Source organism: Zobellia galactanivorans, from assembly GCF_000973105.1.
GTDB classification, from domain to species: Bacteria; Bacteroidota; Bacteroidia; order Flavobacteriales; family Flavobacteriaceae; genus Zobellia; species Zobellia galactanivorans.
This window is the reverse complement of record NC_015844.1, coordinates 3,865,237-3,879,555: the sequence shown is the minus strand read 5'-3', so window position 1 is coordinate 3,879,555 and position 14,319 is coordinate 3,865,237. Positions and strand designations below refer to the sequence as shown.

Here is a 14,319-nt window from a genome sequence, read left to right as displayed (position 1 = left end):
TATGATTGCTAATTAAGGATGTTGAACAAATACCGATAGCCGCCCCATAGGCGGTATGGCAAGGTGAGTATCAGGCGATATGTTCAGGAGGAGGGGTGGGCTGGGATGCCCCAAGGGTTTGGACATCGCAATCCATGTCTGCGACAATTTGGGACCGGCCCCCATCCAAAAAAGTATCGGGCAGCAGGCTTTGCCCCAGGGGAATATCAAAGTCGATGACATCCTCATCGATATCGGAATCCGTATCGTTCGGGTTATCGTGATGCTCCAACTCCATCGAAACAAAGGCAGCATCGTCATTGGACACCACGATTTCCTGAACCAGTCCCATGACGAAAACAACAGCTAAAAAAACAAACTTAAGGACCTTATTTTCGATTATCATATTTTAAGCAAAACAACATATTTGTTGGATTATTGATATCAAATTTACAATTACGAAAAATATAATTCATAAAAACACTGTTAAAGGGAATGTTAATTAAAAAATTCGTAAAATTTAGTATTCATTTTTGGACACACCCTTACAATTCCAACCCCCATAATTCAAATTTTACAATATTTACACCCCACACCCATTCAAAACAGCGGTTATATACAAATAAACAAGACTTATACACCCTTGCACCCCATGTTACCACGGGGATGATTTTGAACATATGTTGTCAAATCACCAATAAAAAAGGAGGGCAGTTCGATCGGGCCACCGATTAAAAACCAAAGAATTTCAGTATCTTCTTTTCAGAATCGGCAAAGGTTGCCCCCTCCCCCGCCCTTTACCATACCAAGTATTTTTTATGGCCTTGGCCACAAACAACACAATCATGCGCATCGTTTTCGTCCTACTACTAATTTTACACGGCCTTGTACATTTGTTCGGTTTCTTAAAGGCCTTTGGCCTTTCGGGGTTCAATGCCATTCAGCAGCCCATTTCCAGACCTATGGGACTGCTATGGCTACTGGCCTTTGTACTGTTCGCCCTTACCGCCCTGCGCTACCTTAAGCCTTCGGAACTTTGGTGGATCTTTGGCTTCTTGGCCGTAGTACTCTCCCAGTTTTTGATCATCTCCTTTTGGGCCGATGCCAAGTTCGGCACCCTGTTCAATGTGGTCGTCCTCGCCGTCGCCCTAGCGGGTTACGGGTCCTTTGCCTTCCGTGAGAAGGTACACCGCGAAACCCGGGAAATGCTTTCACAGGCCCATTCGTTACAAAAAGCACCCGTTTCGAAGGAGATGGTTTCAGAAATGCCGCCCGTGGTTCAAAAATGGCTGCTGAACAGCGGGGCCATCGGCAAGGAACCGGCGGGCACCGTATACCTGCAACAAGACCTGCAGATGCAGATGAAGCCCGGACAAAACGATTGGATCCACGCCAGGGCCGAGCAGTATTTTACGGCACAACCTCCCGCCTTTAATTGGTCGGTACACCTAAAAATGAATCCGATCCTAGCCTTGGCCGGACGCGATAAATTTGAAAACGGAAAGGGGGAAATGAGCATCAAACTGTTCTCCCTCTTTTCTATGGTGAACGCCAAGAACAATGCAAAAACAAACGAGGCTACCTTGCAAAGGTATCTGGCCGAAATCGTCTGGTTTCCGTCCAACGCCCTGCAAAACTATATTACCTGGGAGCCCATAGACGGCACTTCGGCCAAGGCGACCATGCAGTACAAGGGCACCCAGGGTTCGGGGGTCTTCCATTTCGATGAAAATGGGAACTTTGTAAAATTCACCGCCATGCGCTACAAAGACGCCCAAGATACACGTCCTACCGAATGGACGGTCACCGCCATCAAGATCGAAAGGCACCAAGGCATAAAAATACCGGTGGAACTAAAGGCGGACTGGAAGCTGGGCGGTACCACATGGACCTGGCTAAAGGTGAAAATCAGGAAGGTGGAGTACCCTCTTCCGCAAAACACCAAAAATTAGATTTACGGATGCCTTGGCCTAGCCCGGTCCGTGGTTTTTTGTTAGATTCAAGCCGTACAAATATTACTTCCCCCCCCCCGGTACGAATCGAATTTAAAGGTAAGGTTAGAAAGTCCCACCTGATTATTTTGTATGTCATTTAATTGAATATACGAGTTTTGATATACAAAATGAATACTTATAATTTACACAGAATGGATTGATATACCGACAACTAAGGGATTTTATTATATTTATGGGGCAGTATAGAAACTTGTATATATATACGTGTTATGTAGCATTTAAACCAACAGCTAAGAACATTGAAAAACATACTATTTAATAATTCGATTACTAAAGGTTCATTACTCGGAATGACAACTAGACTCACTGCTGAACAAGAGTCTGAAATACTAGCTGGGTTATTTGAACAACTTTTACTTTTTGATAAGATTGTTTTAAGTACAGACAAAAATAATCTAACTCTGGTATTTCTAATTTCAAAACTTGGACTTGAGACAGTAGAACGGCTAATTAGAAGTGGGTATATTCTCTTTTCAATTAAGTCAGCTGCAATATTTACAGGAACTGGCAGACAAAGAGAGGACGGAACAATTGACGAATCTGTGATTTACAAACAACCACCAATAGTTGGAGGAAGTCTAAATGGAGATGATATTGACCCAAGCATAAATATTTACAGAGCGCTGGTACGCTTCGGACTTAGCAAAAAAGAGAGAAATAGACTAATCAAAAACATAGTGCCGAAATACCTTGTAAATGACGGACTAGAGATAAGCAGTAATGCAGCTAAAGTTGTTACTGATGCATACGTAAATAACAATTTAGAAAACTTAGGACTTCCTTTTGAAAAAGACCCTTTCGATTTAAACTTGGAGGAAAGAAAAATTCTTTTTGATTTAGGTCATACTGTATTGGACACTTCTATTTTAGCTAAAAATGGATACAAAAGCTACAATAACTATGAGCATTTAGAAATTTCAAAAAAGAACCTTGAGAACATCGGAAAGGCTTATAAGATTTCAGAAAATGTTTCGGAAATTCTCAAAATAGAAAATACACCTGACCTAAAAGCTATGTTTTATCAAGGAGGTCTTGACATTAGTGATATTTTCAAATTAAGGCATTTATCTAGTGCCAAATATTTTAGAAAATGGATTAATGAAGTTGGAGAAAATTCGGATTCAAGCGAAATAACCGAGGCTTACATAAGTGAAGTTGCTGGAGCAAAAAAGTTTTTTGAGACAACAAAAGGTAAATTAATCAAAAATACATTTCTATATGGAGCAACCTCAGGATTAGGAGCTTTAATTGCTGGACCTATTGGTGGATTAGTTGGAGCTGGAGCAAAATCTATTGTAGAACCCGCTGTAGATTATGGTTTAGGCTTATTAGAAGAATTCGTTTTAGATGGAATAATTGAGGGTAAAAATCCCAAAAGCTATATTGATAAACTAAAAAAAGAAATAGATAAAAACGCTACATAACACCGTATATAATCCATTGCTGGTGCTGGCTTACTTACGAAAATCCTCGCGGATTTTCTATTAGGTTTTTATTTGCTAAATTAGTTGCTTAACCACGCAACGTATCATATACAATCACGATGGTCGATGATACCTCCGGCCCGTAAAAAACCGGGCGGTCGAGGCCGCCGCCCTACCTTTTTTTCCTACCATCGACCATCGGCCAGACAGTACGACTGCACATTCGCCCATAAAATTTGCTATATTCCATCCAAGAAAACTCCGACGGAGCCGTTCGCGGTCGGTACCATCGACATCACTGGCTATAGCGAATGTGCGTCTAATGGCGACCCCTTGCTAAGGTATGCAAAGCATACCACGCAACTCGCCATAGCCGTCTGGCCGTTGTAACACATTTAACCGAATAGATTCTGAAAAAAAAACATTAAACATTTTACTGAATCAATATCTGATTTTTCCATATAAATAATTAGGAAAACTAACTTATGAAAAAAATAATATTACTAGTAAATATTTCTTTTTGTGTCTATTTTATAATAATGCTGTTTTGTTTATTCGAAAATAGTTGTTATAATTTTTATTATAATTACTCACCAACATTTTCCTTTATCTATTCCGTTATTTTTATAGTTTTACTAATCAATAATATTATTAAGAAGTCGAATATAAAACCAATAATTCTAAATATATTCTTTTTTTTATTAGCCTGTTTTATCTTGACTTGTCATTTGCTCAATATTTAATTTATATACGTAACTAAAAAATGGAATTCTCTAAATACTCAAAAATGTATTAAAAAGGAAAGAAGTTCAATTCGTAAAGAACTACAAAATCACGAAATACAAGTTTTACATAGCAGAATTTGACTAGAACTTTAGTTATTCTTATATATTCCCAAAAAGACGTTATTTGAAATAAAATATAAGTACATAAAATTGACTGAATTGAAAATAAAAAAATAGAACTGAATAAAAAACGTGTTACAACACCGGTAACCGTTGCACAACCCCATAATCATTAAAATAACGACTCACATAACTGCTTTTTAAGGCGGTTTTATTTTTATTCCCCTAGCGCAAGCTCCAGGCCTGTGCCATACATGCCATACAAAAAAACCTGAAAAGCAGCCTACCGCTACTTTGCTAACGCAGACGGCGTCCTCAAGGGGACATTTCAATACAACATCCCCAATAGAGCAATTCCCCCACTTCGGCAGGCGCCGTGCAGGCCTTGAAGGGCGGGGATGTTCTGCAACACCTTCGTAAACCACCTTGCCCCGAGCCTCACGCCCATTCAAAAACACCCCTGAAAAGCAATTTTACCACTGCTTTGCCGGCTTGCCACTCGCCCATGGCTTACACGCTCCCCCAAACGACCAGCATCAAATCCATTTTTCTATACCTTGTGCCACAGGCCCAAGGGCCATAAACAATTGCTAGGTTCCCGCCCGCCTAAGCCAATTTTTAATTGCTTTGCACCTGCCAAAGCAAACGCTAAAAACATGTAATAAAACCAATACAAACACGTTGTGGTCAATAAACGAAATAAAATAGAATGGCCGAACCTACAGGGATCTTTATTGAATTTGCAATTGATGAAAAGGGCATAAAAAAACTGCTTAACCATAAGTTCGAAAAAGCTGCTTACAATAAAAAACTGGGATATTATTTTTGCGAACTGCTATACGATTGCAATGACAATCCGGGCAATGTATTTATCTTAAACTACAATATAAAGACAAACAAATGTTTTATTGCCTATGTATTGAACCACTTTGAAAAATCGTTAATACAAGCCCTAATAGACAGCTTGCAAATTATCAGCTCATTAAAAAGTCCCCAAACCACCGAATATTCGATTGTATCTTCCACATTTCCCGAGGTGCTCGAGGCTTATAAAATTACGGACGGAAACGTAGCGCAAACCAACCAAGCATTGCCATCGGATATTGTAACTAATTTGATGGATAGGTTTTGGTCTTTTTCAGAAAACAATGCCTTCCCCGAACCTAACATAGCCTTGACCAAAAGGAACTATTTTTATAAAAACTTCAAAAACTACTACAAAAAATACCTCGGGTATATCGAAGAAATAGAAAGACCCCATAAAATTGCAAAGGCGACAAAGGATAACCCTTATCATTTATTTGACAATTTTTACACCTATGACAATAGGGTCTTTGAGTTTAGAAATCATACAAAACAAATTATAGAACTCCCTCAATCGGACCCGGTTTCATTTAGGGACGTTGCGGGAATCAAGGCCGACAAGAATTTTGTCTATAATGCGGTACTAGCTCCCAACTCCCCACCAAGTACGATCAAAGTCGGTGCCTTTACCAAAAATAATCCTGATGCCATTTGGCAATGGGTCATTATGGAAGGTATTGATGGGGAGAGTTTTAATTATGTAAAAGAGAAATGGGATACGGTATATTGGAAGGACAAAAACGCTGTGTTCATTTATAAGAACAAGGAACTTATAAAATTGGAAGGCGCAGATAGTTCGTCCTTTATCTATTTGGACTTTTGTTACGGCAGGGACAACAACCACATATTTTATTTAGACCAGGTCATCCCCATTGATGTAAACAATTACACATTGAACAAAAACGGATTTATCTATGATAAGAAAAACGTCTTCCATTATGAAAACCAACTGGAATTGGATGCCGAGACATTTAAGGTTTTAACATATGAGTCCGAGGTAAATCCGTTTATGGGAGAGTTTATCGTGGAAGACAAAAATGGCCGATATAGTTACAACAGAAAAAGGAAAGACGAGCTAATACGGCCCATAACGGAATAAAACACCAAGCCCTAGGCCATATCGCCTAAATCCAGGGGCATTGGTTTACCAAGCTTCCCTTTTCGCCGAAGCCGATGCAATACCAAATCAACCTACAGAAAACCGGTAAGGGGCAAAGCCTGGGCCGGGAAGGGTTTTTACCGAATTTTTCAAAGGGCCACGCGCCTTTGAAAGGTCATTTTGCTTAATTTACCGCCGAACATAAAGGGCTAGGCCTTTACGGGCGATGTTCGCAACACCACCAAAAGTCCCCATGTACCAGAAACAGAAAAATATGACCGAACGAAAAAAAGCGGTGTTTAATTGGAGTGGCGGAAAAGATTCGGCCTTGGCACTGCATAAGATACTGCAAGAAAACGAATTTGAAGTGCTTTCTCTATTGACAACCATCGACGAAGAAACAGCAAGCTCTTCCATTCATTCCATCCCCCTCGGCCTTTTGAAAAAACAGGCCGATAGCATCGGTATTCCGCTTTATCCGGTACCGCTTTCAAAGGATAAAACCTATAAAAAAGGAATGGCCGAAGCCGTTAGGCATTTTAAGAACAAAGGAGTAAGCCACTTTATTTTTGGCGATATCTTTTTGGCCGACGTAAGAAGGTATCGGGAAAACATGCTCCATCCACTGGGAATAGAACTGGTCGAACCGCTTTGGGGCAAGACGTCCGATGAAGTGATGAAGGACTTTTTAAAGTCGGGGATCAAGACCAAAATAATCGTAACCCAAGCGGATAAATTGGACCGGACCTTTATCGGTAGGGAAATAGACAGGGACTTTGTCCGATCATTGCCCAATGGGGTCGACCTGTGCGGGGAAAATGGGGAGTACCATACGTTTTCCTATGACGGGGAACTTTTTAAGCAGGGCATTGACTTTAAGATTTCCGAGGCCAACTTAATATCGCACGAGTTTAAATTGGACGACGGAAAAGTAAAAAGCTATGACTATTGGCAAGCCGAAATATCGGAATAAAGGACAACCGATCGTACAACAAAAACCGAAAAACAACATAAAAGTTGCCTGGCCAGCGCACCAACTCGCCCGATGCCAACGCAGACGGCGTCCCCAACCGGAACTTTGAAGGCATTTTCCAGTTTGAACAACCACAAAGTGGCAAAATAAAAGTCCCTTCGTTTTAATTAAAATGAAGGGACTTTTTGGATACTAATTCCTACTATGATCATAAATCCTCCATCACCGACTAAAAGAGGTTGAGTAGATCAAGAATATCTTATCAATTTTGATCTGCTGGTGACAGGTTTGGGTTCGCATCAATCTCCGCTTGTGGAATTTTAAATATCCAATCATCATTTTCCGATGGGCGCTCCACTTGGAAAGCCTCTTGGTATAATACTTCCGATGCTCCTGAACCGCCATCCGCTGCGTGGTCGATTCCCTCGTCCCATCTAATTTTGTCGGTATAGCCGAAACCTTCTCCCCATAGTTCAAGGCGACGTTGGAACTTAATGTGCTCCATTAAAGCTTCTTTGGTATTGTAAGCAGTTACATCGTAAGCGCTGTCGCGTTCCTCGCCCAAAGGCCTCAAAGCTTCCTGTGCACCTGCAATGTCGTCCATCATGGCTTTGGCTTCTGCCTCGATAAGGTACATTTCCGACGAACGCATGTAAATGATATCATCGGGATCAATAGAACCTGAATTGGCGTTCTTCAACTTAAAGTGCATATAGGGGTGTTGATTGTATGCATTGGTAATACCGTAAATTGCATTGATCTCTGCCCTTCTGGCATTGTATCCTTCCAAATCATTTTCATAATTTGGGTCTCTCGGCAAACCGGTATTTGAATCAAGTCCTCCCTGATTGTTCGCTGCGGAACTATTGGTATTCGGTGCATCGATAAAGAAAACATCCTTTCTGTAATCCGTATCGGGAATGGCATCGACCAATCTTCGGTCCGCAATCTTTGGGTTGTTTCTGACCTGACTACCGTTAAAGGTATTACTTACCAAATAGAAATATGAAGAAAAAAATGCGGTCTCGGCGTCTATTACGTGGCTTCCCCAAATAACTTCTGAAAGGTTATTGGAGTTAAAACCGGATTTCCATTCTTCCTCGCCCATCAACGGATAGTTCTCACGCGCCTTTACAGCTGCTTCGGCCGCCGTTTCCCAATCTCCTTTTGATAAGGCAGTGCGGGCCAATAGACCATAAGCGACATCTATGTTCAATTGGGATTTGGTATCTGCTCCCCCACTTGGTCTTCCCGTGCCTTTTTCAAAAGCAGCTATTGCATCAACCAAGTCAGCCCCAATCTGGTCATAGACCTCTTGTACGGTAGACCTTGGCTCACTGGTGAACGGTAATTCCGAGGAAAACAACAACGGCACCCCCGGATCTGTTGCCGGATCTCCGATTAAATATCCCTTGGCATAATGCTGTACCAAAGAAAGATAGGCATAGGCCCTATATGTATAGGCCTGTCCCAAAATTTCATATAGTGCCTGTGATTCCAACATTGTTCCATCCGTAGCCCTATTGATAAGCAGGTTGGCACCCAATACAATATTATATCGGTGGTACCATAGTAACTCACAGGTCAAGGATGTCGGGTCGGTGTGCGAGTTCCATTGCATTTCGGTTCTCCATCCCAAATTGTTGGCACTCGCCGAATGGATAAGCCCCCCTGAAAGGTTATCTCCAAGGGGAACCCAGTAATGGTTGTTGGCCCTGGAGGATTGGCCTCCGGGAAGAATGGTCTGCGACTGGGAATATAGGCCACGATGCAGTCCATTCAATATCAATTGCATGCTTTCTTCGTCGGCAAGCGCATCTACCGCAGAAATGGCATCGGTGGGCGTTGTTTCGAGAAAATCGTCGTCGCAAGAAGTTATGGTTGTCCCTAGGAATACCAATAACAATATATTTATTTTTCTTAACATAATTCTATTTTTTAAAAAGTAACGTTCACCCCTAAAGAGATAATTCTTGCAGGATTAAAGTCGTTTCCTTCACCGGTTCCCGCCAGGTTAAACTGAGGGTTCAATCCCTTTCTCTCGCTTTTGGTGTAGAGATTTTCACCTGATATGGATACCCTAAGCTTATCCAGGCCGAGTTGATTTGCAATCTTATCATCAAAGGTATACCCCAAGTTCACGTTTCTAAGTGCCCAAAACGAAGCATCGGTTATGAAACGATCCGATTGTGTTCTGACCAAATTAGGGTTACCCGATTCCAATCGGGGCACATCGGTAATGTCGCCCGGTTGTCTCCAAGCTTTTAAAATATCCGGGTGGTACGAGCTTCCAAAATTACCACTGTGCATCATTGCCGAATATCCATTGTCCAATATCGATCCACCAATACCATAATTGATCAAAAAGTCAAAAGAAAATCCTTTATAGCCAATGCTGTTGGCTATTGACCCCAGTAGATCAGGAATGGAACTATCACCCGTATAGGCACGTTGCGTCTCTTGCCAATCATTGGTTGTGGCTATTTCACCATTGCCATCCAACACGGGCACGCTATTGCCTTCTTCATCGAGTTCATACATAAGGAACAATTGATCCCCTGTTTGTGTATCAACACCGCCGGTCCTCAATAGATAGAAATCATATCGGGAATGACCTTCCGCCCAACGTTCGGACTCATTAATAAAGGGATCGGGCAAACTGGTAATCTCATTTTTAAATGTAGAGCCTTGTAAGGTAACATTCCATCTAAAGTCGTCAGTATCGAACAGATTCGCTGTCAGTGCAACTTCCCAACCGGAGTTGAACATGTCGCCAACGTTCACCGGCACTTCATTTAGGCCATTACTTGGTGCAATGGGCATTTTGTACAATAGGTCGGAAGAGTTTTTCTTGTAGTATTCCACAGAACCATCCAAGAAATTATTGAACAGGGCAAACTCCAAGGCGACATCAAAGTTTTCAATGGTTTCCCATTGTAGGTCGGGATTACCAATATCCGTAAAAATAATAGCAGGACTAGCCGCATTGGATGTAATAGAGAACCTTGCCTGGGAAAGGAAGAAGTCCAAAAGATCATCATTCCCTACTTCACCGTATGAAGCCCTCAACTTCAATTGGTCGATTATATCGGAGTCTTTCAGGAAATTTTCTTGATCGATTCTCCAAGAACCACCTACAGAGTAAAATGTTCCCCATCTGGTGTCGGCATCGAATACGGATGAACCATCACGTCGAACCGAAGCACTGATATAGTATTTGTTATCATAGTTATAATTTACTCTTGAAAAATACCCTTCAATACTCTTTCGTGTGGAAGCCCCTTCCAAATCTACAATATTCGAGAAGTTATCGAACTCATAGATTCCATTGGCCGCCTGGATCGTTTTCATACCACCGTTGAACGTAAAGGTCCTGTCGAAGCTCTCGTGTCCTGCCGTAATATCCAAATTATGGTTGCCGAAGCTTCTTACATAGCTCAATATTTGGTTAAAGTTCTCTACTTGCCTTCTGGATCTTTCCTCACTATACCTTCCATCAGGCTGGGCATCACCGATTATGGCATTTTCGTATTCTTTTTCAAGCCCTTCGTTGATATCCCTACCATAGTTCACCCTCACACTTAGTCCTTCAAAAATTTCCTGCTCTGCGAAAAACCTGAAACCATAGGTATTGTCCTTATCGCGCTCGTCATTGAGCATAAGCTCTTGAAGTGCATGACGTCCTTGGTAAACAGGTCTTGAGCCAATATTGTACTCAGAAAAACCTTCTCCACTGTCAAAAACTGGGTTTCCAAAATTGTCGGTTACCATATTTCCTTGAAGGTCGTTTACATATACGGGATACACAGAACCTATATTTTTAGCAAAACCAAAAGGGTTTACTATACTGTTGGTCCCTGCGGAACTAGGAGCCACAGCCTCTGTAAGGGCAATACTGGCACTACCTCCAATGGTCAATCGATCGTTGACATCGAATTCTGCGTTAAGACGGGTGGTCAAACGATTAAATTTTGAATTTACCACAAAACTCTCCTCGTCTAGGTATGAAGTGGAGAAAAACACCTTATGATTCTCGCCTCCACCGGAAACGTTTACATTGTAGTTTTGACGAACCCCTGTTCTCGACATCGCATCGTACCAATCAAGGTTTTTATAGATAACCTTGGCATTGGGGTTCAACGTACCATCCACACCTACAATTTGATCGTTGGGCACATCAAATGGATTGTAGCCCAAACTGTTGTAAATGTTTTCGGAAGCAAAGGCCGGATCTCCACCACCCGCACTTGAATTTTTTAGGGCTTCCCACATGCTTTCATAATACTCGCCAGGTGTAAGTTCCGGATAAAATGGAATAGCAGTGGATACAAGGCCATATTGCATAGAAGCATTTACCTGTATTCCTTCCTTTCTTCCACTTTTAGTAGTAATGATCACAACCCCATTGGCTGCCCTGGAACCATACAGAGAAGTTGATGCGGCATCTTTTAGGATCGTAAACGATTCAATATCCTCTTGGTTGATCGTATTCAGCGAACCTTCATATTGTACACCGTCTACGATGAACAAGGGATCGGTATCGCCGTTCAATGTTCCTACTCCACGGATAACAATCCCCGGTGAAGAACCAGGGCCTGTAGGCGATGTAAACTGCACACCTGTGGCACGCCCTTCAATGGCCGCAATTGGAGAGGTAACACTCCTATTCTCCAAGTCCTTGGCGCCAACGATATTGGCAGAACCTGTAAAAGCCTCTTTAGTACTAGTGCCATAGGCCGTAACGATTACCTCTTCGAGCGCCTGTGCATCCTCTTCCATCCGCACATTGATGGTATTGGACGCCCCAACGGTTCGCTCAACGGTTTTCTGTCCCATATAACTAAAACTAAGGACATTTCCAGTAGCGACAGCAATACTATAGTTACCATCAAAATCTGTCTGTGTCCCCGTAGATGTACCAACTACAACAATGGAAACACCAGGTAATGGCAAGCCTGATTCGTCGGTCACCTGACCCGACACGGTTTTGTCCTGCGCCTGTAATCCCAAACAAAACAACAGGGATACAATCGACACATAGCATCGAATTTTTAATTTCATAAATCTAGTCTTTGGTTGCATACATTTTAAATTAGCCGAATTAAAATAAGGTGATAAATATATTTTATTTTGTAAGAAATAGAAAAATAGGACTACACATAAAAACCCTACAAAATACAACATTAACCAATTTTAAAAGATTTAACAAACCTAAATAACGAAGGAATAAGACTACTTTATATTTTTGTAATAGTTACAAAAATCAATATATTATTTTAAACTATTTGTTTTTTAAACCTACATATATGATAAGATAGCAATACCCCAGGCCGAGTAAAAACACCTCCCTGGCACGAACGTCACGCTCGTACTAAAATCCCCACTTCGGCAGGCTCAGTGTAACGCTTTGAAGGGGGTGCCCGAAGGGCGGGGGATGTTCTGCGACACCAAGCAGTACCTTGATCAAAAAAATAACCCGGCCTTCACTTTATTTTAATAGTTCCCCTTCTATTTTTTGCTGTGTATTGTCTAATTTAGTTGCTACGACCAGCCTCCATCTTATCCATAGATCTGTGTCCGTATCCACTTTGAACAAAGCATAAACAAAAGATAGAACGATGAAAAAAGTACTGTTCCTAACCGGAGATTTTACTGAAGACTACGAAACCATGGTACCCTTTCAAATGCTGCAAATGGTCGGCTATGAAGTGCATGCCGTTTGCCCCGACAAAAAGAAGGGAGATACCGTTAAGACCGCCATCCACGATTTTGAGGGCGACCAGACCTATACCGAAAAACCGGGCCATAATTTTGCCCTGAACTATAGTTTTGACGATGTGGTCGCCGAAGACTACGACGGTTTGGTCATTGCCGGCGGAAGGGCACCCGAATATTTAAGGTTGAACCAAAGACTGCTAGAGATCACCACCCATTTTTTTGAGACCAACAAGCCCGTAGCGGCCATTTGCCACGGTATTCAGATACTAACGGCCGCCAATGTGGTAAAGGGCAGGAAACTTACCGCCTACCCTGCCGTAGGTCCCGAAGTGACCCTGGCCGGTGGCGAATTTCAAGATATCCCCGCAGACGGGGTCTTTGTAGACGGCAACCTGGTTACTTCCCCAGCATGGCCCGGACACCCTGGCTTTATCCGTGAATTCTTAAAAGTAATGGGCGCGACCATTACCCTGTAAAACGGTATTACAAATTCTAAGGAAGCTTATTGTAGCGTAATAAAATGCGAAACATTTAAATACCCCCGCTAGCGCGAGCTTCACGCCCGCGCTAAAATCCCCCACTTCGGCAGGCTCAGCGCACTGCTTCGAAGGTGGGGGGCACAGGGCGGGGGTGTTTCTTGGAGGACGAAAGTCCCCCTGTTTATTCCTCTGGAGGGCGCATGAGGTACTTTTACTTGTCGAGCTTTAAGTGCCTACACAGGTCCTCGTAGCCCATCTTCGCATAGTCTACAGATGCTTGCCCCTTGGCGGCACTACCACTGGGCACTATGATATATCTGAATTCCGTGAGGTAGGGAGCATAGATATCGCTACCATCCACACTTGAAACACTAATGTTCAATACATCTACAGCAGAAAACAATTTGATGGAATAATATTGAAAATCAGGATTATACCGATGGTAGGGCAATTGAAAATACAGGTAATCGTCACCATTACTTTTTCTGGCAAATACGGTCACCAAACCGTTATCCCTAATTTCTTGGTCTAAGTCGGGCACATTCATATTATCGGATGCATTAATGGCATTTATAGGTGTTTCCCCGAAATCGAGGGTAAACCATTCGGAAGAAATGACATTGGCCGTACCGGTTTCCCCCTGCTCTCCATCCCGGCCATCCTGGCCGTCCGCACCATCTTGTCCGTCGATCCCGTCTTCACCATCCCGACCATCAATACCCGCAGCCCCTGTTTCCCCTTGGGGTCCCATTGGGCCTAAGGCACCATCATTACCGTCTTTGGAGCAAGAGACAAGCAATAAGACCAGAAGTAAGCCGTATAATACACCCTTTGTTCCCATAATTGAAATTTTATCGTTTCCCTGTAAAACTAAGCCTCGCTCCCTTGGGTAGAGTCCTGTATGTTTGAGATTGAAAAAATCA

9 protein-coding genes are annotated in these 14,319 nt (G+C 42.3%); 5 read left to right on the top strand and 4 right to left on the bottom strand.

The genetic code is table 11. The features are described from left to right. Positions 1 to 70: 70 nt before the first annotated feature. Entirely contained in the window at positions 71 to 385 is a 315-nt protein-coding gene (locus ZOBGAL_RS15860; protein ID WP_013994696.1) for a hypothetical protein, read from the bottom strand. Positions 386 to 824: 439 nt separating this feature from the next. Between ZOBGAL_RS15860 and ZOBGAL_RS15855 the strand changes: the two genes are divergently transcribed. The 4 genes from ZOBGAL_RS15855 to ZOBGAL_RS15840 all read left to right on the top strand — a co-directional run bounded on the left by ZOBGAL_RS15855 (position 825) and on the right by ZOBGAL_RS15840 (position 7,199). Continuing rightward, a complete protein-coding gene (locus ZOBGAL_RS15855; protein ID WP_046287986.1) occupies positions 825 to 1,931 on the top strand; it encodes a DUF6920 family protein in 1,107 nt (368 codons plus the stop codon). A gap of 302 nt (positions 1,932 to 2,233) precedes the next feature. Further along, positions 2,234 to 3,418 carry a hypothetical protein gene (locus tag ZOBGAL_RS15850; protein ID WP_148560723.1) on the top strand — a complete coding sequence of 395 codons (1,185 nt, stop codon included), beginning with the start codon at positions 2,234 to 2,236 and terminating at the stop codon, positions 3,416 to 3,418. A gap of 1,554 nt (positions 3,419 to 4,972) precedes the next feature. Then, positions 4,973 to 6,226 (top strand): DKNYY domain-containing protein, encoded by a 1,254-nt coding sequence (locus ZOBGAL_RS15845; RefSeq protein WP_013994691.1) that lies wholly within the window; start codon positions 4,973 to 4,975, stop codon positions 6,224 to 6,226. 274 nt (positions 6,227 to 6,500) lie between these two features. Continuing rightward, the gene (locus ZOBGAL_RS15840) at positions 6,501 to 7,199 is read left to right on the top strand and encodes a Dph6-related ATP pyrophosphatase (RefSeq protein ID WP_046287985.1); all 699 of its coding nucleotides are present in this window, start codon (positions 6,501 to 6,503) and stop codon (positions 7,197 to 7,199) included. Positions 7,200 to 7,461: 262 nt separating this feature from the next. Here ZOBGAL_RS15840 and ZOBGAL_RS15835 read toward each other — a convergent pair whose 3' ends face one another. Together ZOBGAL_RS15835 and ZOBGAL_RS15830 are read right to left on the bottom strand one after the other, a co-directional pair. Then, positions 7,462 to 9,126, bottom strand: coding sequence for a RagB/SusD family nutrient uptake outer membrane protein (locus ZOBGAL_RS15835; RefSeq protein ID WP_013994688.1), 1,665 nt, complete (start codon positions 9,124 to 9,126; stop codon positions 7,462 to 7,464). An 11-nt stretch (positions 9,127 to 9,137) separates the two neighbouring features. Then, on the bottom strand, positions 9,138 to 12,260 hold the full coding sequence (locus ZOBGAL_RS15830) for a SusC/RagA family TonB-linked outer membrane protein (RefSeq protein WP_013994687.1): 3,123 nt from the start codon (positions 12,258 to 12,260) through the stop codon (positions 9,138 to 9,140). A 557-nt stretch (positions 12,261 to 12,817) separates the two neighbouring features. Here ZOBGAL_RS15830 and ZOBGAL_RS15825 point away from each other — a divergent pair. Further along, positions 12,818 to 13,393, top strand: a complete 576-nt coding sequence (locus tag ZOBGAL_RS15825) for a DJ-1/PfpI family protein (RefSeq protein WP_013994686.1) — start codon at positions 12,818 to 12,820, stop codon at positions 13,391 to 13,393. 214 nt (positions 13,394 to 13,607) lie between these two features. On the opposite strand, the gene ZOBGAL_RS15820 is transcribed toward ZOBGAL_RS15825, so the two are convergent. Further along, complete coding sequence (locus tag ZOBGAL_RS15820; RefSeq protein ID WP_013994685.1) at positions 13,608 to 14,237, bottom strand: collagen-like protein; 630 nt, start codon at positions 14,235 to 14,237, stop codon at positions 13,608 to 13,610. Positions 14,238 to 14,319 lie beyond the last annotated feature (82 nt).